Source organism: Caulobacter sp. Root343 (assembly GCF_001425745.1).
Taxonomy (GTDB): domain Bacteria; phylum Pseudomonadota; class Alphaproteobacteria; order Caulobacterales; family Caulobacteraceae; genus Caulobacter.
Genome location: NZ_LMDF01000005.1, coordinates 406,221 through 428,915 on the forward strand (window position 1 = coordinate 406,221; position 22,695 = coordinate 428,915).

Genomic DNA, 22,695 nt, shown 5'->3' on the forward strand with positions numbered 1-22,695 from the left:
CCCGGCTTATGACGTATCCGTGACCGACTCGCAAGCACTTGCTGCGCTGCAACATGGCCTCTGCGCGCAACGGCCGCACAGTTAAATTGTTAACGCCTTGAATCCGCGTAAAAAGCTCGACAACAGCGATCGTCGTTTTTTTGCCCCCGCGAAAGCCTTGCCAGGCCTTTGCTCAACCGATCCTGGCGGAAGCTGAAAGAGGCCGCATCGTTACTCGACGACGACATAAACCTTAACGTTTCGCCTTAACCATGAGGGGGCCGGGAGGGGGTGCGCGCCCGTTCCTGTCATCTCGGCCGAAGCGCAGCGAAGAGCCGGGACCGCAAGAAGCTCGGCGCTTCCGGCGGTCCCGGCTCGGCGCGCTTCGCGCTTGGCCGGGATGACAGTTTCGACCGGCCTACCGCCCCCGCACCAGCCGCCAGCCGTCGACGAACAGCTTCGTCAGGCAGATGCCGGCGGACACGGCCATGATCACCTTGAAGGTCAGGTCGACGACCTCCTGCAGCCTGGCCACGTCGCCGCCGTCGGGCAGCGCGAAGGTCAGGATCGGCTGGGCCGGCCACAGGACGGCCACCACGGCCAGGCCGCCCACGGCGCCGATCAGCTCGGTTCCCGCCCGGGGCCGCACCCAGGCCGGCTTGATCACCACGAACAGGGACGAGATCGCCTGCACGACGGCCAAGCCTAGCACCGGCCAATAGAGCGCCTTCAGGGCCGGGCTCAGCACCACCCCGACCTGGTCGCCGTCATAGGCGATGCCGCCCATCGGGAACGGCATCAGGCCCGTCCACCAGGCGATGAAGAAGGCGACGGCGACCAGCTCGAACAGCCCCTCGAAGCGGTTCTTGGAGAACAGCGGCCGAGTCTTGGGGATGTGCGGCAGGTCGCTGACCTTCCACTGGCCGAAGTCGCCCGTCTTGATCCAGCCGCGTTCGATCGCGGCGGCGATCAGGGTGGCGCAGCCGATCAGGCTGAGCGCGGTCGGGATGAAGTCGGAGATCACGCCGTTGATCGTATGGGTGCTCCCCTGCCCCGAGACCAGCAGCACCGCGGCCGGGATGATCGCGGCGGCGGCGGCGATGACCAGCATCACCTTCACCCCGAACAGCCAGAACGGATAGAGCTCGGGGCCGATCAGGGCGCGTCCCGGTCCGTAGCGGCCGGCGACGGCGATCGGATGACCGATCTCGCGCAGCAAGGCCTCCATCTCGCGCTTGTCGAGGGGCCGGCCCAGCTGGGCTTCCTGCACCTCGACGCGGTTCATGATCAGGTCGCGCAGCTCGGCGACGATGTCCTGGCGCTGGGCCTTGGGCAGCAGGGCGGCCACGGCGCCCAGATAACGATCGATCAGATCGCTCATGGTGGTGTTTCCTTGGAAAAGGGAAGCCGTGCTCACAGCAGCGGCTCGAGGGCGGCGTTGATCGCGCGCCATTCGCCGGCGAGGCGAGCCAACACGGCCCGGCCCTCTTCCGACAGCTGGTAGAAACGCTTCTTGCGCTTGTCTTCCTCGCGCCATTCGCTGGCCAGCAGGCCTTGGGCCTCCAGCCGGCGGAGCATCGGATAGAGGGCGCCTTCGTCGATCTCCACGCCCACGCCGCTGAGAGCCTGGCGCAGGCTGTAGCCGTAGCGCTCCTCCCGCAGCTGAGCGAGGACGGCGAGGATCAAGGTCCCCCGCCGCAGCTCCTGGCGGAGCGATTCAAAGATGTCCGTATCGGTCGGCATGGGGTGTGCGCCACATAGTGTGCATCACATGGTGTGTGACACACACTGTATGTCACACAGTAAGATTGGGAGTCAATAGGCGGAACGCCGTTCGGCTTCGCGGCTTCTTTTCGCGAACGAGACGGAGGTTCAGATGCTTGGCGACAAGGACGCCCAGGCCACCGTGGCGGTGAAGGACTTGAAGGTCGCGCGGCCGTTCTACGCCGAGATCTTGGGCCTGACGCCGCTGCCGGGCGACGAGCCGTCGGTCCAGGCCTTCAGGGCGGGCCAGTCGGTGGTGCTGGTCTACGTGTCGGCGCTCGCGGGGACCAACGAGGCGACGGTCCTGACCTGGGCGCTGGGCGAGGCCTTCGACGAGACGGTCGCGGCGCTGAAGGCCAAGGGCGTCGTGTTCGAGCGCTACGACCTGCCCGGCATGACCCACGACGGCGACGTCCACGTGGCGGGCGAGATGCGGGTCGTGTGGTTCAAGGACCCGGACGGGAACATTCTGAGTCTGGGGAACTACTGAAATGGGTCAGGCCGCTCCCCGCGCGCCCGATCCCCTGAGCCGCTTCGTCGAGGCCCAGGCCAGTGTCTATGACAGTGTCCTGGCCGAGCTGCGGCGCGGCCAGAAGACCGGCCACTGGATGTGGTTCGTGTTCCCGCAGATCGCCGGCCTGGGCCGCAGCCCCACGGCGCGGTTCTACGCCATCGCCGATCTGGCCGAGGCCCGCGCCTACCTGGCCCATCCGGTGCTGGGCCCGCGCCTGGTCGAGGCCGTCGAGGCGATCAACGGCCTGCCCGGCCGCGACGCCCACGCGGTGTTCGGCTCGCCCGACGACCTGAAGCTGCGGTCCAGCCTGACGCTGTTTCAGGCCGCCGCCCCTGAGGAGCCGGCATTCCAGCGCGCGCTGGACAAGTACTTTGGCGGGCGGGCCGATCCGCTGACGCTGGAGAAGCTCACCTAGAACCTGTCATCCCGGGCGAAGCGTAGCGCAGATCCGGGACCGCAACAGGCTCTGAGCTTCCGGCGGTCCCGGCTCGGCGCGCTGCGCGCTTGGCCGGGATGACAGGAGTAAGGGGTTATTCGAACACCAGCACCTGCTTGCCCTTCTCCGGCGCGCGCACCGTCTCCTCCAGCGCCGCGCGGAAGTCCTCGATGCCGCGTCGGCCGGCGATCAGCACCTCGGTGGCCGGATCGGCCAGCTCGTCCAACACGCTCTTCAGCCAGGCCGCATCGGCGGTCGGCGGGGCGTCGAAGAAGTAGCGGTAGATGTAGGACCGGATCACCTGACCCTCCATCAGCACCTTCAAGGCGTTGGTCTGGAACGGCGCCAGGTCGTAGGCCCCGACGATCACGGCCCGACCCAGGAAACCCAGGGCCTCCAGCAGCTGGGTCAGCACCGCCCCGCCGATCGCGTCGACCACGCCGGAAAGGTTCGCGCCGCCGATCACGTCGCGGATCGCCTCGGCCAGCGGGACCTCCAGCTTCGACAGCTCGACCACCGCTTCGGCGCCGAGCGCGGTCAGGTCGCGGCCTTCGACTTTCCGGCGCACGATCGCCACCACCCGCACGCCGCGCCGGCGGGCCATCTGGATCAGCAGGGTCGAGACCAATGAGTGGCCCGCCGTCACCGCCAGCCACTGGCCGGCCTGAACCTCGCTGGCGTCCAAGAGGTCGCGGGCGGTGATCGCCGGCATCAGCTGGGCGGCGCGCTCGACCGGATAGTCGTCGGGCAGCGGGATCAGATAGGCCGGATCGACCGTGACATATTCGGCCCACAGCCGCGTGGCGCTGAACGCCGCCAGCTGCCCCGGTTCGAGATCGGCGCGGCCGCCGGTCGAAACCACCCGCCCCACCCCGTGATTGCCGACGATCTGGCCCGGCAGGCTTGGCCGCTTGGCCTCGGGGTACTGGGCTTGTGTGAAGAAGAAGTCGCCCGGATGGATCCCGGCGGCGACCATCCGCACCAGGGCCTGGCCCGGGCCCGGTTCGGGCCGGGGAACCTCCCGCAGCGCCACGACATCGAGGGGCGAACCGATGCGGTCCTGAACGAGCGCCTTCATGGCCTGAACTCCTTTGCCGCCCACGCACGCCGCGAGCTGGAGCATCAGATGCGAGCCACCGCCGATCGGGACAATCGCGCCGCCGGGAGCTCTGTTTTCCATTCGCGGGACAATCGCCAGCCTTGCGCCGCAACGCTCCCGCGCCGATCTACGACCGGAGTTTGAAATGGGGATCGGGCGCCATGCTGGGCTATGACGACGTGGCGATCTTCCTGAAGGTGGCGCGCGAGGGCAGCTTCGTCGCCGCCGCCAAGGCTCTTGGCCTGCCGACCAGCTCGGTCAGCCGCCGGGTGGCGGCCCTGGAGGCCCGCTACAAGACCCAGCTGCTACGTCGCACCACCCGCGCCGTGGCCCTGACCGAGGATGGCCGCGCCTTCGTCGACCGGGCGGCGGCGGCCATGGACGAGCTGGAGGCCGCCGCCCGAGGCCTGGACGTCTGCGACAAGCGACTGTCGGGCAAGCTGACCGTCACCGCGCCCTATCACGTCTGCAACGAGACCTTCGCCCCGCACCTGCTGGAATTCGCCGCCAAACACCCCGACCTCGTGCTGGATCTGCGCCTGACCAACGGCGCGCCGGACCTGATCGAGGAAGGGATTGACGTCGCCTTCCAGCTGGCCCCGCTGCCCGAGGGCCGCCACGTGGCTCGCAAGCTGTGGACCTCGCCCTATCTGATCTGCGCCAGCCGAAGCTTCCTGGAACGTCATCCCGAGGCGGCCAGCCTCGACCATCCCCGCCGCCTGGCCCGCCTGCCGGTGGTGGTCACCCCGCCGATCCTGAACTGGCGGTTCGTCCATGGCGGTGGCGAGACCTACGCGGCCGCGCCTCGCACGATCGGGACCTCGGTCGACGACCTGTCGATGGGCGCCCTGGCCGCCAGCCAGGGCCTGGGCGTCGCCTACCTGCCGCGCGGCCTGGCGATGCGCTTCCCCGAGCTGGTCGAGCTGACCTTCGGCGATTGGAAGGTCGAGGACCGCGAGCTCTACGCCCTCTATCCCGCCACCCGCCAGCTGTCGCCGAAGGTCCGCGCCGTGATCGACCACGCCCTGGCCGGCCGCGCGGCGCATTGAGTCGCTAGACCACCGGCCCCTCATCCGTGCGCTCGCTCCACAGGTAGTCGCCGATCAGCCAGAGGGCCGCCATCAGCACCAGGGAGATGGCGACGCCCGCCCAGCGAAGCCACTGCTGCGGATGGGTGATCGCCCCCGGCGCCCAGGCGAGGACAGCGAAACAGAGGTACATCAGGCCGCCGATCCGGGTGGCCGGAATGGCCAGGCGGTCGGCGATCAGGGCCACGCCGACGGCCAGGTGCCCGACGCCGGTCGCGAGCGCCCAGAACATGGCGTCGCCGGGCATCCAGTCGGGGATCATCTTCATCGTGCCCCTCATGCCGACCACGTGGGCGAAGCCGAAGACGATCGAGCAGCAGCCATAGGCGATGCGCGCCACGTCCGGTCCCAGCGCGCCGCGCGCCGCCATGGCTGGCGAGGACCGCGCCCAGAGCGTCGCCGCGGCGACGGCGATGCCCAGTTGCTCGGCCAGGCCCAGATAACCGCCCAGCTTGTCGGGCGCGGCGATCAGGCCAGACAGCCACATGGCGGCATAGGCGCTGAACAGCACGGTCTGGACGATCGCCGCGATCCGTAGGGTCCGGGCGAAGAACAGACCGGCGCCCGACAGCACCAGCAGGCTGGACGAGGCGAAGGCCAGGACAGGCCGGAACGGAAGCCACTCCGGCGCCGGCTGCCAGAAGCTCGTGAAGTCCCCCTGCAGGAAACAGGCGATCCCGAAACAGATCGTCGAGATCCCCAGGATCCCCTTCCCCAGATCAAGGTCGTTGGTTTTACGCAGCAGCGACGCGACGCTCATCAATGTCCACTCCCGATGCGGCGAAGCGCTCGCCGAACGGGATCAGGAGGCTCAAGCTCGGGTGGAAATCGACTAAGGAAAACCTCAATTTGTTCTAAAGCCGATCTTGCCCGCATGGCGGACGGGACCGCTACCTTCTAAGTCCCCCGGGACCTGAGTCCTCGAAGGGCGGAGACCACGACTTGGACATCGACGCATCCGCCTACCGGATCGGCGCCTACCGGATCGGCGCCTACCAGATCGGCGACTGGCTGTTCTCGCCGGACGCCAACGAGCTGCGGCGCGGCGAGACTCGCCGGGGGCTGGAGCACCGGGCCGCGCGGACCCTGGAGCTGCTGTGCCGGCGGCGCGGCGAGATCGTCTCGCAGGACGAGATCGTCCGCGAGGTGTGGGGCGGCCGGGCGATCAGCGCCAACAGCGTGCCGGTGGTGATCCGCGATCTGCGCCAGGCGCTGGGCGACGACGCCCGCGATCCGCGCTGCATCGTCACCCACGCCAAGCGCGGCTACCGCCTGCTGCCCGAGGCGGTCGAGGCCGAAGCGATCGCGCCTTCGGCGAGCCGCCCCTTCCTGCCTAAGGCGATCGCCCTGCTGCTGGTCCTGCTGATCGCTGGCCTGGCGGCGTGGTCGGGCCTGCGGACCTTTTACCCGCCCGTCACGCCGCTGCTCGTCACGGAGGTCGAGAACGTCACCGGCGAGCCGCGCTTCCAGCCCCAGGCCAGCGCCGCCAGCGAGGTCCTGGTCGCCAATGCCCGCAAGATCCGCGGCGCGCGGGTGTTTCGTGGCGAGGCCGCTCATCCGCCGCCCGGCGCGATCCGGCTGAGCGCGCGCCTGATCATCTGGAAAGGCCGGCCCACCGTGACGATGCTGGCCCAGTCGCCCGACGGCCCGGTGCTCTGGATGGGCATGACCTCGGGATACGAAGAACTGACGCCCCTGGAGATCGCCAAGGCCATGCGCGAGCTGGGTGAAACCTTGCGGCGCTAAAACCTCGCTTGACTAACCCATAACCCCAGAGTTATGAAATAACCCATAGCCAAGGGGTTATGGATTTCACATGGAAAACGCCCACGACGTGCTGTTCCGGACTCTGGCGGATCCCACCCGTCGGGCCCTGTTCGAGCGCCTGTGCCGCCAGGGCGAGCAGACGGTCGGGGCCCTGACGGCCCAGGCCGGGGTCTCGCAGCCGGCGGTGTCGAAGCATCTGGGCGTCCTGAAACAGGCCGGACTGGTGCGCGATCGCCACGAGGGCCGCCAGACCCACTACAGCGTCCAGCTGGGCGCCCTGGCTCCGCTGATCGATTGGACGAGCCAGATGGCCGGCTTCTGGGAAGGCCGGTTCGACGCGCTCGAGGACCTGCTCAAGAGGATGGACCAATGACCGACACAACGACCGACGCCAACACCGCGACCGCCACCCGCTCGGTGGTCGTCGAACGCGACATCGCCCACGCCCCGGAGAAGCTCTGGCGCGCCCTGACCCAGCCTCACCTGATGGAGGAATGGCTGATGAAGAACGACTTCAAGCCCCAGGTCGGCCACCGCTTCAACCTGCGTGGCGAGTGGGGCGGCGTGCTGGACTGCGAGGTGCTGGCGATCGAGCCGCACAAGACCCTGTCCTACACCTGGAACTTCAAGCACGAGGATCCGGCCTACGACCTGACCAGCGTGGTGACCTTCACCCTGACGCCGACCGCCTCGGGCACGCACCTGCGCATGGAGCAGGCCGGTTTCCGTCCCGACCAGAAGCAGGCCTACGGCGGCGCCCACGCCGGCTGGAAGACCTTCCTGGACAACCTGGACCAGCTGCTGGCCAAGGCCGACTGACCGCTGTCACGGCCTCGGGAGGAGACCGCCATGAGCAACACCATCCGCCAGATCCACCGCTGGCTGTCGATCGCCTTCACCCTGGGCGTGCTCGGCTACATCGCCGTCATGACCCGGGGGCAGCCGCCCTTCTGGGTGGGCCTTTTCGCGCTGGTCCCGCTGATCCTGCTGCTGGCCACGGGGCTGTACATGTTCGTGCTGCCCTACGCCCGGAAGGGACGCGGCGCGCGCGCCGGCGCCTGAGGGGAAGCGACCATGAGCAAGATGCAGCCCGCCCCCGAGGGGGTCCCCGTCTCGGACCTGATCGACGACGCCATCGCCGCGCTGGGCGACTGGCGCGGCGAGACCCTGGCCCGCCTGCGCGCCCTGATCCACGAGGCCGAGCCCGACGTGGTCGAGGAATGGAAGTGGGGCAAGCCGGTGTGGTCGCACGACGGCCTGATCTGCACCGGCGAGGTCTACAAGGCCTACGTCAAGACCACCTTCGCCAAGGGGGCGGCGGTTCCCGATCCCAAGGGCCTGTTCAACTCCAGCCTGGACGGTAACGTCCGCCGGGCCATCGACTTCCGGCCGGGCGAGGCCATCGACGAGGCCGCCTTCAAGGCGCTGATCCGCGAGGCCGTGGCCCTGAACGCCGCCAAGCCGGCGCGGACGAAGAAGACGGGGTAGGGCCTAGGAGTCTGCTCCCCTCCGGGGAGCTGTCGCGGAGCGACTGAGGGGGTTAGCTGGCAGTCGGCCGAGCTTGCCCCCTCCGACCCTCCGGGCCACCTCCCCCGGCGGGGGAGGAGAGCGCCACTTGGGTGTGTCCGCGCCCTACTCAAAACAGACGTCCGCCATACAGCTCTGCGTTGACAGTCTGAAATATTCGCGCGACCTTCGCGAGGCGTGGGGGCGCCGCTCACCGATGACGATGGCCGACAACGGCTCGTCCGCCGCCGCGCACCGGTAGCTTTTTTCCAATCGTACGAGTCCACGTTCGCAATCGTCTCATGGCGTCGCGTCGACATCGCGCGCGCCCTCGCCAACGCCGGGGTTCAGCATGGCCTTGCCTCTGAAACAGGTCTCGCAGTGGGGAGAGTACGGCCTGCTGATCTGGCTGGCCGTGCTGCTGGCGGTCGTGACCTATCGCGGCCTGGTCAGCGGCAAGCTGCGCGACCTGGTCGCCGAACCGCGCGGCGGCGGCGTCTCGCCGGCCCGACTGCAAGCGCTCGGCGTGACGATCGGCTTCGCCGGCTATTACCTGGCCGAGGGCCTGCGGGCGGTTGCCGAAGGCGCCATGAGCCTTCCCCCCGTCAAGCCCGAGACCCTGTCCATCGTCGCCGCCAGCCTGGGCGTGCACATGGGCGGCAAGCTCTACGACCGCTATCCGCTCGGGGCCGCCGGTTCCCACGGCGGCGCCGAACCCAAGCCGCGCCGGCCCAAGTCCGGCCGCAAGCCGAAACCCTGAGCTTCAAAGGAAGGACGATACCATGCCCACCACGCCCTGGGCCCTCCTGGCCTATATCGTCGGCATCGCCGTCATCGTGATCATCCTCGGCTTCGCGGCCGTGGTGGTCTGGCGGCTGATCTCCAAGCCCGGCGCCCTGGACGGTCTGATCGCCGAGCCGCTGGGCTCGGAGACGGTCAAGGCCCTGGCCGCCGGCCTGACCGCCGGCCCCAATCCGCCCGTGGGCGCGGCCCTGGCCGCCGCCGTCCAGCAGGCCGCCGAGGGCATCCCGTCCAAGGCTAGCCTGTCTCGGTTCCAGTTCCTGCTGTTCACCTTCGTCGTGGCCGGGCTGTTCCTGCTGCTGTCGATCGAGGCCGGGGCCTTCGTCGAGGTGCCGCCGACCGTGCTGGGCCTGATCGGCATCAGCGGCGGCAGCTTCGTGATCTCCAAGGGCATCTCGAACAGCAGCAAGTAGCCCGCGAGGCTGGGAGACGTCGCCATGATCCGTTCGCTGTTCGGCTTGCTTGTCGTTCCCCTGGCGGCCGCCGCCCTCGCCGCCGCCTCGCCGACCGTCGCCCAGGAAACCTTTCAGGACGGGGCGCCGACCTCCGCCTGCCTGGCGCGCTTCGCGGCGGTCGGCCTGCCGGTCCATCGCGGCGACGACGTCGCGCTCAAGCAGGTGATGATCTGCCGCGACGGCTACGCCCTGTCGTTCAACAAGGCGACGCGCAACCCCGACTGGGTGATCGAGCGCCTGACGCCCGCCGCCCTGAAGGGGACCGCCAAGCGCGCCGACAAGTTCCTGACCGACCCGGCGGCCAAGGGCTTCAGCCCGACGGCGAAGGACTACACCGACCCGGTCAATCCGCGCGACCGGGGCCACCAGGCGCCGGCGGCCGACTTCAAGTCCAGCCAGCCCCAGACCAACGCCAGCTTCTACATGACCAACATGTCGCCCCAGGTGGGTCCGGGCTTCAACCGCGCCCAGTGGCGGTTCCTGGAGGAGGACGTGCGGGCCGCCGTGCTGTGCGGCGGCCACGACGAGGTGATCGCGATCACCGGTCCGATCTATGGCTCGAGCTCCACCTGGATCGGCGGGTCCAAGGACAAGATCCTGTCGCCGGCGGCCTATTTCAAGGTGCTGTACGACGTCCGGACCGGCCGCGCCGTCGGTTTCCGCCTCGACAACAAGGCCTATACGAAGACGCCCTCCGACCATTTCATCGTGCCGATCAGCCAGCTGGAGGTCGAGACCGGCCTCGACTTCCTCGGCGCCCTGTCCCGCCGCGACCAGAACATCCTGGAGCGCAGCAAGGGGACGTTCTGGGGGCATGGGCAGGGGTGCGCGAACGCGGTGAAGGAGTAGCCGATGGACATGCGTTTCGACCGATCGATCCTGCCCCGCGTGGCGGTGTTCGTCATCGCCGTCGGCTTGCTGCTGGCGCTGTATGGCGCCCTCAATACCCTGCAGCCCCGTGGCGCGGCCTCTGCGACCGAGGCCTACGACGTGCTCGACAAGCTGGCCCTGGAGCGGATCGAGAGCCTGTGCGATCGCGCCTTCGGCCTCGCGGCCGGCATGGTCGGAGCGTTGGGCGGGCTGTTCCTGGGTCTGTCCAAGGGACCCACCCTGCAAGGGCCGCGCGCCTGGGCCATAGCCGCCGCCGTCTTCCTGGCCCTTGCCTCGGCCATGGCGGGCATCGTCACGCGCTTTCGCCTGACCAGCATGATCGCCGGCCACTGGCCGCCCTATCTGACCGAGCCGCAGGTCCAGATCCCGTTCGGCGCCCAGTTCCTGCTGCTGTTCCTCTCCCTGGCCGCCGTCGGTTGGTACGTGATCGACGAGGCCCTTCGAAAGCCCGCGCCATGAGATCCGCCGCTGTCATCGCCATCGCCCTGAGTCTCGCCACGTCCGCCGCGGCCCAAACGCTGGACCTCACCCCCGCCGCCACGGATCCCGCCGCGGCCGCCGTGGCGCGCTGGGAGGCTGACAGCGGCGTCGGCGTCGCGCCCGATCTTCGTGAGCGCCTGATCGCCCAGACCGACAAGACCTTGGCCAAGCCCTCGCTCGGCGCCCTGCTCGGTCCTGCCGAGAAGGCCAAGGCCGTGGACAAGGCGATCGACGCCTACCTCTCCCCGCCCGCCGCGGGCGAGACGTCGACCCGGCGATATCGCCAACTGCTCGGCGACTCTCTGGACGAGCGCGTCGCCCACTATGGCCACGACAACGGCCTCGTAGGGGCGCTGCCCGGCGCGGGCCCAGGCGCGGGCGGCGGATTCAGCGCCGGTTTCGATCTGTGGGGGATCTTCAAGCCGATCGACCGGACCTGGACCCTGATCGTGGAGGCCGCGCCGAGCGCGCTCGACTTCCGGATCAACGACCTGCCCCTGCCCCGCTCCGCCAAGGACCAGTACCTGGTCGTCCAGGCGACCGCGCGGGTGCTGCTGAGAACCGCCTCCGGCTTCGTCTGCAAGGTCGAGGTCAAGCGCGACGAGGGCGACCGGACGGCGCATTGTCTGAAGCCTTGACCCCCTCCCGCCACGCTGCTGCCACTCGCCGTCAGCAGCCCCTCTAGCCGAGAGCCCCGCGCGCCCCTAACTTGGGGCCATGCCTCGCACCTCGGACACCAGCCCCCTTGGGGGCGTCTCGGACGTCTCCACGCCCTTCGTTCTGGACAACCTCGGCGGCGCTGTCGGGGATGTCGCGGCTGGCGTCATGGCCACGCTCTGGACCCCGCACCGGCCCTCGCGGCCGCCGAAGTCCGAGGGCGGCAGGAAGTTCAAGCTGGTCTCCGAGTACCAGCCCGCCGGCGACCAGCCGACCGCGATCCGGGAGCTGGTCGGCGGCCTCGAAAATGGCGACCAGGACCAGGTGCTGCTGGGCGTCACCGGCTCGGGCAAGACCTTCACCATGGCCAAGGTCATCGAGGCCACCCAGCGCCCGGCCCTGATCCTGGCCCCCAACAAGACCCTGGCCGCCCAGCTCTACAGCGAGATGAAGTCGTTCTTCCCGGAGAACGCGGTCGAGTACTTCGTCAGCTACTACGACTACTACCAGCCGGAGGCCTACGTGCCGCGGACCGACACCTATATCGAGAAGGACAGCTCCATCAACGAGCAGATCGACCGGATGCGCCACTCGGCCACCCGGGCGATCCTGGAGCGCGACGACGTCATCGTCGTGGCCTCGGTCAGCTGCATCTACGGCATCGGCTCGGTCGAGACCTACACCGCCATGACCTTCACGCTGGAGGTCGGGCAGAAGGTCGACGAGAAGCAGCTGATCGCCGACCTGGTGGCCCAGCAGTACAAGCGCAACGAGATGGCCTTCGAGCGCGGCACGTTCCGCCGCCGCGGCGACACCATCGAGATCTTCCCCGCCCACTACGAGGACCGCGCCTGGCGCGTGACCATGTTCGGCGACGAGGTCGAGGCGATCTCCGAGTTCGACACCCTGACCGGCAAGAAGACGTCCGACCTGGAGACCATCAAGGTCTACGCCAACAGCCACCACGTCACCCCGCGCCCGACCCTGCGCCAGGCGATCATCGCCATCCGCGCCGAGCTGAAGGAGCGGCTGGAATGGCTGGTCGCCAACGGCAAGCTGCTGGAGGCCCAGCGCCTGGAGCAGCGCACCACCTTCGACCTGGAGATGATCGAGACCACCGGCTCGTGCGCCGGCATCGAGAACTACAGCCGCTATCTGTCGGGCCGCCGGCCCGGCGAGCCGCCGCCGACCTTCTTCGAATACATCCCCGACAACGCCCTGCTGTTCACCGACGAGAGCCACCAGACGGTTCCGCAGATCGGCGCCATGTACAAGGGCGACCGCAACCGCAAATGGACCCTGGCCGAGTACGGCTTCCGCCTGCCGTCGGCCCTGGATAACCGCCCCCTCAAGTTCGAGGAGTGGGACGCCATGCGCCCGCAGTCGGTGCACGTCTCGGCCACCCCGGCGAGCTGGGAACTGGAGCGGGCCGGCGGCGTCTTCGCCGAGCAGGTCATCCGCCCCACCGGCCTGATCGACCCACCGGTCGAGGTGCGCCCGGTCAGCAAGGACAACGCTTCCCAGGTCGACGACGTGGTCGACGAGATCCGCCAGACCATCAAGAAGGGCTACCGCACCCTGGTCACCGTCCTGACCAAGAAGATGGCCGAGGACCTGACCGAATATCTGAACGAACAGGGCATCCGCGTCCGCTACATGCACTCGGACGTCGACACCCTGGAGCGCATCGAGATCATCCGCGAGCTGCGGCTGGGCAATATCGACGTGCTGGTCGGCATCAACCTGCTGCGCGAGGGCCTGGACATCCCCGAGTGCGGCTTCGTGGCCATCCTCGACGCCGACAAGGAAGGCTTCCTGCGCTCGGAGACCTCGCTGATCCAGACCATCGGCCGGGCGGCGCGGAACATCGACGGCAAGGTCATCCTCTATGCCGACCGGATCACCGGCAGCATGGAGCGGGCCATGGCCGAGACCCAGCGTCGCCGCGAGAAACAGCACGCCTACAATATCGAGCACGGCATCACGCCCGAGAGCGTCAAGCGCGACATCAAGGACATCCTCAACAGCCCCTACGAGCGCGGCGACCGCGTGCTCGTCCCCATGGGCATGTCCGAGACCGACGACCGCCCGTTCAGCGGCGACAACTTCAAGGCCGCGCTCAAGGACCTGGAGGCCAAGATGCGCGAGGCCGCCGCCAACCTGGAGTTCGAGACCGCCGCCCGCCTGCGCGACGAGATCAAGCGCATGAAGCTGATGGACCTGGAGTTCGCCAACGAGGTCCTGGCCGCCACCGGCGATACGGTCGACAAGTCCGCGCCGAAGCGCCTCCGCGCCGAGATCCGCCAGGAAAAGGCCGAGGAGTTCCGCAAGAAGCGGCGCTAGGCGGGCGCGCGCGCCGTCTTCCCCCTCCGGGGGAGGAGGGCCAAAGGCCCGGAGGGGGCAAGCCAAGGCCCACCTTCTCCCCTCCCCTCCCCTCCCCTTCCCCTCCCTCCGCCCGCGCGGTAGGCCACGTCCCAGTGCAAACTCCGTTTGGCGACCCCGCATGACCCAAGGCCCCGAGGCGACGCCCGAGCAGAGCCTGACCACCAAGTTGGTCGGCATGCTGCTGGCGTTCGGCCTCACCCTGGTCGGGGGCCTGGGCTACGCCCTGATCCAGGACCTGCTGGCCCGCCGCGACGAAGCGATCCTGCGCACCATCCCCGACGTGCTGGTCTCGTGGCGCGAGCCGGCGGCCGGCGAGGTCTGGACGCTACTGCTGGTCGTCGTCCCGCCGCTGCTGCTGATCCCCGGCGGGTTCGGCGTCCGCTACCGCCAGATCCTGCCCAGCCTGTCGCCGCGCGGGCGCTGGCGGATGGTCGCCCTGGCCGCGACCCTGGTCGCCGGCGGCCTGGCCCTGGAGGCGGTGGTCGGCAAGCCCGAGCTCAGCCTCGCCACCCCGTTCGGCGCGGCCTGGCTGCAGGACGGCAAGCCGCGCGAGCACTGGTCCTGGGGCGCGGCCACGGCGGTCGGGATCGGCTGCGTCAACGCCAAGCGGGACAATGCCCGTGAAGGCCAGCACAGCCTCAACTACGACGTCGCCTTCCCCAGCGGCCGCGAGGCCCGGCTGATCCGCGACACCCGCGACCTCGGCCCGCTGCTGCTCCGCCTGGTCGAGGTCGACCAGAGCCTGCGGGCCCGCGCCATCCCCCGCTTCGCCAGCGTCGACGACTCGTGCCTGCGCCACTTCAGCCAGGGCCTGAAGCCGGCCGAGCAGGCGGCGCTGCGGTCGCTGATGAGCCGGTAAGGCCGCTTGCGGCCGCCGCCGGCCGCGCTCAAGCTCGCCCCTTCACGGGAGCAAAGCCATGAGCCGCCAGACGCGCATCCTGATCCTGGGCCAGGACGTCAACACCGTCGACTACGCCAGCCCGGCCCTGCCGCCGGGCATGACCGCGGAGAAGGTCCTGGCGGGCCTGGCCAAGGCCGAGGCCGCCCTGGAGGCCAAGGGCCATCACGTCGACATGCTCCAGGTCCAGCCCGACTCCGTCGTCGCCGAAGCCGAGATCGAGGCCCAGCTGGGTGGCGCTGCCTATGATGTGGTGGTGATCGGCGCGGGCATCCGGAACCCGCCGCCGAGCCTGGGGCTGTTCGAGGTAGTGCTGAACGCGGTGCACAGAGGCGCGCCGGGGGCGCGGATCGCGTTCAACACGCGGCCGGACGACAGTGATGTGGCGGCGGAGCGGTGGGTGGGGCGGTAGGGAGGAGCGCCAGAAGCAGACAATATCGTGGCTCCGACGAGCGGACACAAAGCTTAACGATTGCACTTTAAGGTCGAAGCCCAGCGGGCAGTCGCGCCTTTCCTTCGCCCCCCCGTTTGCATCTGGGATAGGCAGTAGAAAACCGGCTCACCGTGTTCAATTATCCGGGCAGATAGACGTCATCACCTTCGTCTTGCTGCCGCCAAATAATGAGCTGGAATTCGATGCCCACAGCCTCCAATTCCGCTTTCGCAGCAGCTATCTGATCGCCCATCTCCTGCGTTTCCTCCATAACGGCAAGCAGGGCGACGTCTGGGCGAAGCTTTTTCGCGATATCTACCAGCTTCTGGATGTCGGATGCGCGTGTCACCGACCATGACGATTTGACTTCGCAGACATAGGCTTTGCCGTCAGCTAGCACGAGCAAATCGGCCTCAAAGTCTGGGCTTCTCGTCTCATGGGTAAGGCCGAATTTCGTTGGCCCTTCATACATGAACGAGTTGCTGGTTTGGTTTGAAAGCCTCGTGAGAACCCAGATCAGCGAAAGCACGCTGTGGTCGCGTAGGCTTTCGATCAGGAATTCATTCGGCCTGAACAGCCAGCGTATGTTGACTGGAGCCTGCGAGATGGTCCGGCAAACCTCGCACGTCAGTTCGGGCTCTATATTCCCTAGGTCGCGCCAATTCTTGTGGTGGCATTCCTCGCACAACCAGCGATGGCCTTGAAACAGCATCTGGCGCTGTCGCATCGCAATCAGACATACGTCGAGGGTGTCGGCCTCGTGCTGGTCCCAATCAACGGACGGGTCTGGCGTATGTTGTTGGGGATGCGCCGCCCAATAGGCGGCACGATGCGCCTCCCAAGATTTCTTCAGATCATCGTAAGAGAAGAAGGCTTGCGGTGTTTTGAGATTGGCGGCGGCCTTTACAAGCAGGTTCGCCAGCGCAGTCTTCTCGCGCTGGTCTCGCAGGTCGAATACGGGATTGGTTCGAGCAACTTTGGCCAGCGAATTCGCGGTAGGTTGCACCTTTTTCGCAGACATGTTGGGCGCTCCCCCCAACATGGCGAACATATCCCGCAAGAAGGGATGCAGCAGGAAGGCCGCAGCGTTACCAACTCCACCGGCCATGCCGAGCACGCCGTTCAAGTAGCGCGCCTCATTGGAGGGTTCCGCCCAAGCGATTTTCGGCGTCAGGACAACGCGCCCGCGTTCTAGGTCATCATCTCCCCATCCACGGTCGCCCTGTAATGCGGTGAAGATGGCGTCAGATGGGTCGGGTACGCTTATCGAGCCAACGCTGGATTGTTCACTTACGAATAATGCCAAGTTGCCATTACGGCTTGAGCGGGCGGGTGGTGGAATTCTATTTAAGGGTTGACTTGGAAATGATATGCTAAAGGCCGCAGACATTCGCCAACGTCGAGGAAGAAGCCAGCGGTTTCTATTGCTGAACCTAGGAGCGTGCCCGTCATATTGGATGTTGTATTCAGCACACCAATATCCTTCGGCAAAATTCTGCCTCGGCGGCGCATCCGCCAGATGCTCAGGGGATGTTACCGGCGGTCGTATGGTGGGAGGGGTCCATACGAACCTGGTCCAGCTTGGTGGTGGGCTCAACCCTCTGGTCCACGCAACCTCACGGGCTTGAGCAAAAGTCTGGGCGTTAGGCACAAGCTCATCCAGACTTCCGACCGCCTGAACCTGCATGTTGCTCCAAGGCCGTGATGCTTGGAGGGCGACTCTCACTTCCTCCATCTGCCCCGCCGACAGGCTGACCGACCGGATAGTAAGCTGTGGCTGGCCGCCGGAGCCGCTGTTGACGTGGTTTCGATTGTTGATGAGCGATACCAAAGCGGTGAGAAATTCTGGATCATCAAGTTGCGAACGATCTATTCGCAGGCAATTCAGGTCCGTGTCGAGCCATGCAGGGATTAGAAGTCTGGCGTTCCAATAGAGTATTCTGTCCGAAAAAGCGCCCCCTACGACGAGGTTGAAAGACCCGCTCCATTGGTGATGATTTCGTAGTTCTAATTTCGACGCGAAGAGAATTGATGCTAAAGAAAGGCTCGTTGCCTTTCGCGCCGCGAATTCCGAAAACGCCGTCAATTCATCAGGAATACGGTCAATATCGCGTTGTACACCGCGCTGACGATCATTAAATATTTCGTCCCGCAGAACCGTACGCAAGCTGAAAGCTGAAAGCGCATCGTTGGGGACCACGCCGGTCCCCATGCTGTTTATGTATGTGCCAAAATTATCTGTGAAAAAACGCGTCGGTCTTTCGCTGGCATAGACATCGATCATTTTCAGCGGTGCGCTTGGGCCAAAGCCTCCGCCGTAACGGGCTTGCTGAAATATTGTCGAAAGAGAGGATAGTGGTCTGAATCCGTAATCCGGCTTGAAGCCGTGGACATCAAGCCGCAGCTCAGGGTGCCTCGGATTGTGGTGCATGTATTCCGAAGGACCGACGCGCTCGTGAATCTCTAGAATGTCGTCTCTGCTGAGGCCTACATAGGAAAAGACGATGTCGGGGTCATAGGCTTCGAGCCAGGGCCAGTAGGCTGGTGCGATACGATTATCGACGCAGGGGACCACGAGGGAAAAGCGGCCACCCCAACGGGAATGGCAGTCGGCAAAAATGCCATCCAAGGCGAGGTGGGCGTGCTCGCCATCTTGCACCAAGAATGCCACGCGAAGCGGGCGCGGCTTGGTCCAGCACTGCAGCTCGCTAGGCACGTTGATGGCTCGGAAAACGCGATTTCTTCTGCATAGGAATAGCTTAGCGCGAGCATAGGCGTTGACTAGCCACTGTTTAGCTGGGCGCGTGCATGTCGGGCGTAGCCGCCGTCGGAAGCAGACCTTTTGAACTTAGGCGATCAGTCAAAGCCCGACCTCCAAGGTCCCACCCGCCCTTACATCTCTCGTAGGCAGCAGCGTGCTGGACTGTCTGGGTCGGTCAAGGACCGCCCTCCGGGCTGCCGCACGCGGCGAGGCCGGGTCTTTGAGCAACTCGGTCAGCTCCACGACCGCCTCGCCGTGAGATGAGCGCCTTTCCCCCTTCTCCCGAGAGAACGCCGCGCTACAAACGCGGGGAGCCAAGATGGAGACCGGCGTGCGGGGCTTCCTGAACCGACTGTTGGGCCGCCGGGCGCCGCCCGTGAAGGCCTGGGTCTGCGCGGTCTGTGGACAGGCTCACGACGATCTGCCCGCCGCCGCGTTTCCGACGCCCCTCGTCTGGGACCAGGCCTCCGAGCAGGAACGGGCCGACGACTTCGACCTCACCAGCGACACCTGCATCTGGGAACACGAGCATTACTTCGTGCGCGCCTGCCTGGACCTGCCCTACGCGGACCGCGAGGGCGCGTTCCAGTTCGGGGTCTGGACGACGCTGAGCCGCGACAACTTCTTCCGGTATCTCGAGACCTTCGACGACGACCGGAGCGCGCTGCCGCCGATGTTCGGCTGGTTCTCGAACCGCCTGCCCGGCTATCCCGAGACGCTGAACCTGAAGTGCACCCTCCACCCCCGACCGCAGGGCCTGCGCCCGCTGATCGAGCTGGAGGCGACCGACCATCCCCTGTCGGTTCAGCAGCGGGAGGGCATTCCTTTCACCGACGCCGTCGCCTACGTCCACGCGCACCTGGACCTCAAGACCCCATGATCCACCACCCCGCCACCGACGCCGAGATCCTCGCCACGTTCGAGGTCATGGCCCACCTGCGGCCGATGCTGGACCGCGAGACCTATGTCGCGCGGATCCGCCAGCTGATAGCCTCCGACGGCTATCGGCTGACCGCCCTCTCCGAGGACGGGACCGTCCGGGCCGTGGCCGGGTGGCGGCTGCTGGACATGCTGTATTGCGGGCGGTTCCTAAGCATCGACGACCTGGTCTCGGACCCGGCGGCGCGCTCCAAGGGTCACGGCAAGGCGCTGCTGGACTGGCTGAAGGCCGAGGCCCGGCGCGAGGGCTGCGGGCATCTGGAGCTGATCTCCAACGTCGTCCGCGAAGGCGCGCACCGGTTCTATTTCCGCGAGGGGCTGGCGGTGGACGCCTTCCACTTCCGGGTGAAGCTCTAGAGGCCGCCCAAACACCTCTGGCGACCCGAAAGGCGAGTTGACGCCGCCGCGCCACCATGGCTAGAACATTCCATGAACGCGCCGTCTCCGCTGCAGAGGCTGGGTGGAAGGATCCGGGCGCGCCGGGAGGCGGCGGGCCTGGCGCCGGCTGACCTGGCGGCGGCCGCGGCGCTCGATGTGGAGGCTCTGGCGGCGATCGAGGCGGGGCGGCGCGACCCCGACTACCGGACCCTGACGCGGCTGGCGCGGGCGCTGGGCGTGTCGGTCGGCGAGCTGCTGGCGGCGATGGATGAGGGGGACGGCGAGCCCTAGAGCCGCCCGACCAGCTCGGCCAGGCGGATGTCCAGGGCGCGGGCCAGCTGGAACAGGGTGGTTGCGCTGGGATTGCGCTCGCCGCGCTCCAGCAGGCCGACATAGTTGCGATGCAGGCCCGCGAGCTCGGCCAGGGCTTCCTGGCTGAGGTTCCGAGCCTTGCGGCGGTCACGGATTTCTCGCCCCAGGGCGGTCAGGTCGGGATCATCGGCCACGCGCGACCCTTGCCTTGCTCGTCCCGCGCATCTACACACCTTCAGTGTGTATTTTTCGCGCCGAGGTCGAGGGTTGCACGTATGGGTCGTCGAAACGGTGTTCCGGACGCGGCGAACGTCCATCCAGTGGACCGCCACGTCGGCCAGGTGGTCCGCGCCCGTCGCCGGGCCCTGGGCCTGAGCCAGAGCGCCGTGGCCGACCGGCTGGGCGTCAGCTTCCAGCAGCTGCAGAAGTACGAGCGCGGGACCAACCGGGTCAGCGCCTCGACCCTGCATGCTCTGTCGCTGGTGCTGGACCTGCCGGTGGCGCGGTTCTTCGACGGCCTGGCCGAGCCGGAGAACCCGGGCGACGCCCGCGGCCGCGACCTGGTCGCCGAACTGGTCGCCGCGCCCGAGGGCCCGGCCCTGGCCGAAGCCTTCCTGAACCTGCCGCCGGGCCCGATCCGCACGAAGCTGACCGCGCTCGCGCGGGCGATCGGGATGGGGCGGTAGGGGGTTCGCCTTCCTCCCCCTCTGGGGGAGGGGGACCGGCGAACGCCGGTGGAGGGGCCCTGTGAGGCAGCGAGCTCACCACCGCTTCGCGGACCCCCTCCGGCGCGGCGCGCATTCGCGCCGCGCCACCTCCCCCTAATGGGGAGGAGAGATTATTCCGCCACCATCCCCGCCAGCCGCTGACGGATCAGGGCCTCGGCCTCGGCCACGATCCGGTCGATCAGCTCCTTCACCGTCGGCACGTCGTGGATCAGGCCCTGGACCATGCCGGCGCTCCAGACGCCGTGGTCGATGTCGCCGGACTCCAGCCCCTCGCGGCCGCGCGCGCCCTTCACCAGCTGGGCGACGTCCTCGAACTTGGCGCCGCCGGCCCGCTCGATCGCCACCACCTGCTGGCTGATGGCGTTGCGGGCCACGCGGGCGGTGTTGTGCAGAGTGCGGAAGATCAGGTCGGTGGCGCGCTCGTCGTTGGCGACCATGGCCTGCTTGAAGTTGTCGTGGATCGGCGCCTCCCGCGTGGCGCAGAAGCGGGTGCCCATGTTGATCCCGTCGGCGCCGAGGGCCAGGGCCGCGACCAGGCCGCGCGCGTCGCCAAAGCCGCCTGAAGCGATCATCGGGATCCTGACCTTCTCGGCCGCGACCGGGATCAGCACCAGGCCGGGGATGTCGTCCTCGCCCGGATGACCGGCGCACTCGAAGCCGTCGATGCTGATGGCGTCGACGCCCATCCGCTCGGCGCTGAGCGCGTGGCGGACGGCGGTGCACTTGTGGATAACTTTCACGCCGTGAGCCTTGAGGTCGTCGACATGCTCCTGCGGCTTGTAGCCGGCGGTCTCGACGATCTTGATCCCGCTGTCGATGATCGCCGCCCGGTACTCGGCATAGGGCGGCGGGGTCATGGCCGGCAGGATGGTCAGGTTCACCCCGAACGGCTTGTCGGTCATCTCGCGGGTGCGGGCGATCTCCTTGGCGAGCGCCTCGGGCGACGGCTGGGTCAGGGCGGTCAGGAAGCCCAGCGCCCCGGCGTTGGCGACGGCGCTGACCAGCTCGGCCTTGCCGACCCACTGCATGCCGCCCTGGGCGATCGGGTGCTCGACCCCGAACAGCTCGGTGAAACGGGTCCTGATGGCCATGCGCGGTCGCTCCCTCTGTCTTGTTGGAGCAACTATGCGGCGGTGTTCCTAGCGTCAGGCAAGGGGCAAGCCGTCAGCCGGGCGGGTGCGCCTCGATGAAGGCCTCCAGCTGATCGGCGCGATCGGACGTCGCACCCATCTCACAGAGGGAGGATGCGTATCCCTCGTTCCTGCCCCCGTCGAGAGCGTCCCGTGCGCAGTCGGCGTCCCGGAAGGCGATCCAGGCGCGCTGTGCGGCGCGCATGGCGTTCTTGTCAGCCGGCTGGACCAGCCCGGCGAGAAGCGCCTTGTAGGTGCGGTTCAGGCGGGCGTTCTCGCGCTCCAGCTCTACCACCGCGCAGCCCTGCTCCTCCCGAAAATCGAGCTTTTTCGCCCGCTTCATGCACCGGCCATACGCGGTCGCCTGCTGATCCGGAGCGAGCGTCGGCTCGGGCGCGTTGGGGACCTCGTACTTGAGCGCCTCGGCCCGCTCGCGGGTGCGCGACAGCACGCACTTGCGGGCGTCGAGATCGGCCCGCTCGCCCCATGTCTTGCTGGCATAGACGCGGCAATCGGCGTCCCGAAAGGCAATCCAGGCTTGCTGGGCCTTACGCATCGTCCCCGAAGCCGACGTCCCGACCGGGTAGTAGTCTTGGCTCTCGACCAGGTCGTCGAGGATCAGCTTGTAGTCGCGGTTGAGGACGGCGTCCTGGCGCCGGGTCTCCTCGGTCACGCAGGCGATCTCGCCGGCCGGGGCCTGGGCCGCGGCCAGGCAGCGCTCGTAGGCGGAGGGCGGCGGCTTCTTCGCCTGGGCCTGGGCGGCCGGCGCCGCGACCATGGCCATCAGGGTCGCGAACACAATGGCGCGGATCATCGGGTAAGCTCCACCATGAGGCCTATCGCGGGCGCCGGGGCTGGGGCCGCGGATAGCTCTCCAGCGCGTCGGCGCGGTCGGTCGTGTGGTCCAGGATGCAGATCTCGCCTTCGATCCGGCCCTGGCGGCCGTACTCGGCCTCGTCGTCATAGACCCCGCACATCTCGTCGCGGCCCTTGATCCACCCGCGCTGCTCGTCGCGCAGAGCGGCCTGGCGCGCGGGCGGCAGGCGGCGGATGACGGCCTTGTAGACCCGGTTGAGCCGGGCATCCTCGACGTCGAGGAGGTCGGCCACGCACTGCAGCATCTCCATGTTCGACTTGGCGTGCGCGTCGCACTGCTCGACGGGCGACAGCGGCTGCGGGCGGCGCGCTGGGGTCGCGGCCAAGGCCGGGACAGCGGCCAACAGGGCGGTCGTCAGGACGAAAGCGCGGATCATCGGGCAAGCTCCACCATGGAGCGCCACCCTAGCGCGCGCCA

The 22,695-nt window shown here is 67.6% G+C and carries 29 protein-coding genes; 20 read left to right on the forward strand and 9 right to left on the reverse strand.

Translation table 11 applies throughout. The features are described 5' to 3' along the window. Positions 1-397: 397 nt before the first annotated feature. Positions 398-1,360 (reverse strand): hypothetical protein, encoded by a 963-nt coding sequence (locus ASC70_RS05950; RefSeq protein WP_056047491.1) that lies wholly within the window; start codon positions 1,358-1,360, stop codon positions 398-400. Positions 1,361-1,392: 32 nt separating this feature from the next. Continuing rightward, complete coding sequence (locus ASC70_RS05955; protein ID WP_056047493.1) at positions 1,393-1,722, reverse strand: PadR family transcriptional regulator; 330 nt, start codon at positions 1,720-1,722, stop codon at positions 1,393-1,395. Between the two features lie 133 nt (positions 1,723-1,855). On the opposite strand from ASC70_RS05955, the gene ASC70_RS05960 reads away from it, so the two are divergent. Continuing rightward, positions 1,856-2,233, forward strand: a complete 378-nt coding sequence (locus ASC70_RS05960) for a VOC family protein (protein ID WP_056047495.1) — start codon at positions 1,856-1,858, stop codon at positions 2,231-2,233. 1 nt (position 2,234) lies between these two features. Next, positions 2,235-2,672, forward strand: a complete 438-nt coding sequence (locus ASC70_RS05965; protein ID WP_056047504.1) for a DUF1810 domain-containing protein — start codon at positions 2,235-2,237, stop codon at positions 2,670-2,672. Positions 2,673-2,787: 115 nt separating this feature from the next. Here the strand turns inward: ASC70_RS05965 and ASC70_RS05970 are convergent, their stop codons facing one another. Continuing rightward, complete coding sequence (locus ASC70_RS05970; protein WP_162247187.1) at positions 2,788-3,771, reverse strand: zinc-binding dehydrogenase; 984 nt, start codon at positions 3,769-3,771, stop codon at positions 2,788-2,790. A gap of 122 nt (positions 3,772-3,893) precedes the next feature. Here ASC70_RS05970 and ASC70_RS05975 point away from each other — a divergent pair, with 122 nt between their 5' ends. After that, positions 3,894-4,841 carry a LysR family transcriptional regulator gene (locus tag ASC70_RS05975; protein WP_156396133.1) on the forward strand — a complete coding sequence of 316 codons (948 nt, stop codon included), beginning with the start codon at positions 3,894-3,896 and terminating at the stop codon, positions 4,839-4,841. A 4-nt stretch (positions 4,842-4,845) separates the two neighbouring features. On the opposite strand, the gene ASC70_RS05980 is transcribed toward ASC70_RS05975, so the two are convergent. Continuing rightward, on the reverse strand, positions 4,846-5,640 hold the full coding sequence (locus tag ASC70_RS05980; protein ID WP_056047513.1) for a DoxX family membrane protein: 795 nt from the start codon (positions 5,638-5,640) through the stop codon (positions 4,846-4,848). A 182-nt stretch (positions 5,641-5,822) separates the two neighbouring features. Between ASC70_RS05980 and ASC70_RS05985 the strand changes: the two genes are divergently transcribed. The 13 genes from ASC70_RS05985 (at position 5,823) to ASC70_RS06045 (ending at position 15,132) form a co-directional block, all read left to right on the forward strand. Then, positions 5,823-6,626 (forward strand): winged helix-turn-helix domain-containing protein, encoded by an 804-nt coding sequence (locus ASC70_RS05985; RefSeq protein WP_056047516.1) that lies wholly within the window; start codon positions 5,823-5,825, stop codon positions 6,624-6,626. A gap of 70 nt (positions 6,627-6,696) precedes the next feature. Further along, positions 6,697-7,020, forward strand: a complete 324-nt coding sequence (locus ASC70_RS05990) for a helix-turn-helix transcriptional regulator (RefSeq protein ID WP_056047519.1) — start codon at positions 6,697-6,699, stop codon at positions 7,018-7,020. Beyond that, positions 7,017-7,466 (forward strand): SRPBCC domain-containing protein, encoded by a 450-nt coding sequence (locus tag ASC70_RS05995; protein ID WP_056047522.1) that lies wholly within the window; start codon positions 7,017-7,019, stop codon positions 7,464-7,466. The genes ASC70_RS05990 and ASC70_RS05995 overlap by 4 nt, the downstream gene beginning before the upstream one ends. A gap of 30 nt (positions 7,467-7,496) precedes the next feature. Beyond that, a complete protein-coding gene (locus ASC70_RS06000; protein WP_056047527.1) occupies positions 7,497-7,709 on the forward strand; it encodes a hypothetical protein in 213 nt (70 codons plus the stop codon). A 12-nt stretch (positions 7,710-7,721) separates the two neighbouring features. Next, positions 7,722-8,135, forward strand: a complete 414-nt coding sequence (locus ASC70_RS06005; RefSeq protein ID WP_056047529.1) for a DUF1801 domain-containing protein — start codon at positions 7,722-7,724, stop codon at positions 8,133-8,135. Positions 8,136-8,505: 370 nt separating this feature from the next. Further along, complete coding sequence (locus tag ASC70_RS06010) at positions 8,506-8,913, forward strand: hypothetical protein (RefSeq protein ID WP_056047532.1); 408 nt, start codon at positions 8,506-8,508, stop codon at positions 8,911-8,913. Positions 8,914-8,935: 22 nt separating this feature from the next. Then, positions 8,936-9,367 carry a hypothetical protein gene (locus ASC70_RS06015; RefSeq protein WP_056047535.1) on the forward strand — a complete coding sequence of 144 codons (432 nt, stop codon included), beginning with the start codon at positions 8,936-8,938 and terminating at the stop codon, positions 9,365-9,367. A gap of 24 nt (positions 9,368-9,391) precedes the next feature. Then, on the forward strand, positions 9,392-10,258 hold the full coding sequence (locus ASC70_RS06020; protein ID WP_056047537.1) for a DNA/RNA non-specific endonuclease: 867 nt from the start codon (positions 9,392-9,394) through the stop codon (positions 10,256-10,258). A gap of 3 nt (positions 10,259-10,261) precedes the next feature. Further along, positions 10,262-10,759, forward strand: coding sequence for a hypothetical protein (locus ASC70_RS06025; RefSeq protein WP_056047539.1), 498 nt, complete (start codon positions 10,262-10,264; stop codon positions 10,757-10,759). Continuing rightward, the gene (locus ASC70_RS06030) at positions 10,756-11,418 is read left to right on the forward strand and encodes a hypothetical protein (RefSeq protein ID WP_056047544.1); all 663 of its coding nucleotides are present in this window, start codon (positions 10,756-10,758) and stop codon (positions 11,416-11,418) included. The genes ASC70_RS06025 and ASC70_RS06030 overlap by 4 nt, the downstream gene beginning before the upstream one ends. 79 nt (positions 11,419-11,497) lie before the next feature. Continuing rightward, positions 11,498-13,780: an excinuclease ABC subunit UvrB gene (gene uvrB, locus ASC70_RS06035; protein WP_047407744.1), complete on the forward strand. Its 2,283-nt coding sequence runs from the start codon at positions 11,498-11,500 to the stop codon at positions 13,778-13,780. A gap of 160 nt (positions 13,781-13,940) precedes the next feature. Then, the gene (locus ASC70_RS06040) at positions 13,941-14,681 is read left to right on the forward strand and encodes a hypothetical protein (protein ID WP_056047547.1); all 741 of its coding nucleotides are present in this window, start codon (positions 13,941-13,943) and stop codon (positions 14,679-14,681) included. Positions 14,682-14,739: 58 nt separating this feature from the next. After that, on the forward strand, positions 14,740-15,132 hold the full coding sequence (locus ASC70_RS06045) for a hypothetical protein (protein ID WP_056047550.1): 393 nt from the start codon (positions 14,740-14,742) through the stop codon (positions 15,130-15,132). A gap of 160 nt (positions 15,133-15,292) precedes the next feature. Here ASC70_RS06045 and ASC70_RS24825 read toward each other — a convergent pair whose 3' ends face one another. Beyond that, on the reverse strand, positions 15,293-17,869 hold the full coding sequence (locus ASC70_RS24825) for a hypothetical protein (protein ID WP_156396135.1): 2,577 nt from the start codon (positions 17,867-17,869) through the stop codon (positions 15,293-15,295). 364 nt (positions 17,870-18,233) lie between these two features. On the opposite strand from ASC70_RS24825, the gene ASC70_RS06055 reads away from it, so the two are divergent. The 3 genes from ASC70_RS06055 (at position 18,234) to ASC70_RS06065 (ending at position 19,522) form a co-directional block, all read left to right on the forward strand. Further along, complete coding sequence (locus tag ASC70_RS06055) at positions 18,234-18,794, forward strand: DUF2199 domain-containing protein (RefSeq protein ID WP_056047555.1); 561 nt, start codon at positions 18,234-18,236, stop codon at positions 18,792-18,794. Then, complete coding sequence (locus tag ASC70_RS06060) at positions 18,791-19,210, forward strand: GNAT family N-acetyltransferase (protein WP_056047558.1); 420 nt, start codon at positions 18,791-18,793, stop codon at positions 19,208-19,210. The genes ASC70_RS06055 and ASC70_RS06060 overlap by 4 nt, the downstream gene beginning before the upstream one ends. Positions 19,211-19,282: 72 nt before the next feature. Next, a complete protein-coding gene (locus ASC70_RS06065; RefSeq protein WP_056047563.1) occupies positions 19,283-19,522 on the forward strand; it encodes a helix-turn-helix transcriptional regulator in 240 nt (79 codons plus the stop codon). On the opposite strand, the gene ASC70_RS06070 is transcribed toward ASC70_RS06065, so the two are convergent. Then, the gene (locus ASC70_RS06070) at positions 19,519-19,737 is read right to left on the reverse strand and encodes a helix-turn-helix domain-containing protein (RefSeq protein ID WP_056047567.1); all 219 of its coding nucleotides are present in this window, start codon (positions 19,735-19,737) and stop codon (positions 19,519-19,521) included. The two genes, ASC70_RS06065 and ASC70_RS06070, sit on opposite strands and share 4 nt — an antisense overlap. Before the next feature lie 81 nt (positions 19,738-19,818). Between ASC70_RS06070 and ASC70_RS06075 the strand changes: the two genes are divergently transcribed. Then, the gene (locus tag ASC70_RS06075; RefSeq protein ID WP_056047569.1) at positions 19,819-20,229 is read left to right on the forward strand and encodes a helix-turn-helix domain-containing protein; all 411 of its coding nucleotides are present in this window, start codon (positions 19,819-19,821) and stop codon (positions 20,227-20,229) included. A gap of 152 nt (positions 20,230-20,381) precedes the next feature. Here ASC70_RS06075 and ASC70_RS06080 read toward each other — a convergent pair whose 3' ends face one another. The 3 genes from ASC70_RS06080 to ASC70_RS06090 form a co-directional block, all read right to left on the reverse strand. After that, positions 20,382-21,362 (reverse strand): nitronate monooxygenase family protein, encoded by a 981-nt coding sequence (locus ASC70_RS06080; protein ID WP_056047571.1) that lies wholly within the window; start codon positions 21,360-21,362, stop codon positions 20,382-20,384. 73 nt (positions 21,363-21,435) lie between these two features. Continuing rightward, entirely contained in the window at positions 21,436-22,215 is a 780-nt protein-coding gene (locus ASC70_RS06085; RefSeq protein ID WP_056047573.1) for a lysozyme inhibitor LprI family protein, read from the reverse strand. 22 nt (positions 22,216-22,237) lie between these two features. Further along, positions 22,238-22,654 (reverse strand): lysozyme inhibitor LprI family protein, encoded by a 417-nt coding sequence (locus tag ASC70_RS06090; RefSeq protein WP_056047576.1) that lies wholly within the window; start codon positions 22,652-22,654, stop codon positions 22,238-22,240. Positions 22,655-22,695: the final 41 nt, after the last annotated feature.

Coding starts and splice junctions, on each gene's coding strand:
- ASC70_RS06090 (WP_056047576.1), bottom strand. CDS start 22,654: ATGATCCGCGCTTTCGTCCTGACGACCGCCCTGTTGGCCGCTGTCCCG.
- ASC70_RS06000 (WP_056047527.1), top strand. CDS start 7,497: ATGAGCAACACCATCCGCCAGATCCACCGCTGGCTGTCGATCGCCTTC.
- ASC70_RS06020 (WP_056047537.1), top strand. CDS start 9,392: ATGATCCGTTCGCTGTTCGGCTTGCTTGTCGTTCCCCTGGCGGCCGCC.
- ASC70_RS05995 (WP_056047522.1), top strand. CDS start 7,017: ATGACCGACACAACGACCGACGCCAACACCGCGACCGCCACCCGCTCG.
- uvrB (WP_047407744.1), top strand. CDS start 11,498: ATGCCTCGCACCTCGGACACCAGCCCCCTTGGGGGCGTCTCGGACGTC.
- ASC70_RS06030 (WP_056047544.1), top strand. CDS start 10,756: ATGAGATCCGCCGCTGTCATCGCCATCGCCCTGAGTCTCGCCACGTCC.
- ASC70_RS06040 (WP_056047547.1), top strand. CDS start 13,941: ATGACCCAAGGCCCCGAGGCGACGCCCGAGCAGAGCCTGACCACCAAG.
- ASC70_RS05980 (WP_056047513.1), bottom strand. CDS start 5,640: ATGAGCGTCGCGTCGCTGCTGCGTAAAACCAACGACCTTGATCTGGGG.
- ASC70_RS05990 (WP_056047519.1), top strand. CDS start 6,697: ATGGAAAACGCCCACGACGTGCTGTTCCGGACTCTGGCGGATCCCACC.
- ASC70_RS05970 (WP_162247187.1), bottom strand. CDS start 3,771: ATGAAGGCGCTCGTTCAGGACCGCATCGGTTCGCCCCTCGATGTCGTG.
- ASC70_RS05955 (WP_056047493.1), bottom strand. CDS start 1,722: ATGCCGACCGATACGGACATCTTTGAATCGCTCCGCCAGGAGCTGCGG.
- ASC70_RS06080 (WP_056047571.1), bottom strand. CDS start 21,362: ATGGCCATCAGGACCCGTTTCACCGAGCTGTTCGGGGTCGAGCACCCG.
- ASC70_RS06085 (WP_056047573.1), bottom strand. CDS start 22,215: ATGATCCGCGCCATTGTGTTCGCGACCCTGATGGCCATGGTCGCGGCG.
- ASC70_RS06010 (WP_056047532.1), top strand. CDS start 8,506: ATGGCCTTGCCTCTGAAACAGGTCTCGCAGTGGGGAGAGTACGGCCTG.
- ASC70_RS06045 (WP_056047550.1), top strand. CDS start 14,740: ATGAGCCGCCAGACGCGCATCCTGATCCTGGGCCAGGACGTCAACACC.
- ASC70_RS06005 (WP_056047529.1), top strand. CDS start 7,722: ATGAGCAAGATGCAGCCCGCCCCCGAGGGGGTCCCCGTCTCGGACCTG.
- ASC70_RS05960 (WP_056047495.1), top strand. CDS start 1,856: ATGCTTGGCGACAAGGACGCCCAGGCCACCGTGGCGGTGAAGGACTTG.
- ASC70_RS06060 (WP_056047558.1), top strand. CDS start 18,791: ATGATCCACCACCCCGCCACCGACGCCGAGATCCTCGCCACGTTCGAG.
- ASC70_RS05965 (WP_056047504.1), top strand. CDS start 2,235: ATGGGTCAGGCCGCTCCCCGCGCGCCCGATCCCCTGAGCCGCTTCGTC.
- ASC70_RS05950 (WP_056047491.1), bottom strand. CDS start 1,360: ATGAGCGATCTGATCGATCGTTATCTGGGCGCCGTGGCCGCCCTGCTG.
- ASC70_RS06075 (WP_056047569.1), top strand. CDS start 19,819: ATGGGTCGTCGAAACGGTGTTCCGGACGCGGCGAACGTCCATCCAGTG.
- ASC70_RS06065 (WP_056047563.1), top strand. CDS start 19,283: ATGAACGCGCCGTCTCCGCTGCAGAGGCTGGGTGGAAGGATCCGGGCG.
- ASC70_RS06025 (WP_056047539.1), top strand. CDS start 10,262: ATGGACATGCGTTTCGACCGATCGATCCTGCCCCGCGTGGCGGTGTTC.
- ASC70_RS06015 (WP_056047535.1), top strand. CDS start 8,936: ATGCCCACCACGCCCTGGGCCCTCCTGGCCTATATCGTCGGCATCGCC.
- ASC70_RS06055 (WP_056047555.1), top strand. CDS start 18,234: ATGGAGACCGGCGTGCGGGGCTTCCTGAACCGACTGTTGGGCCGCCGG.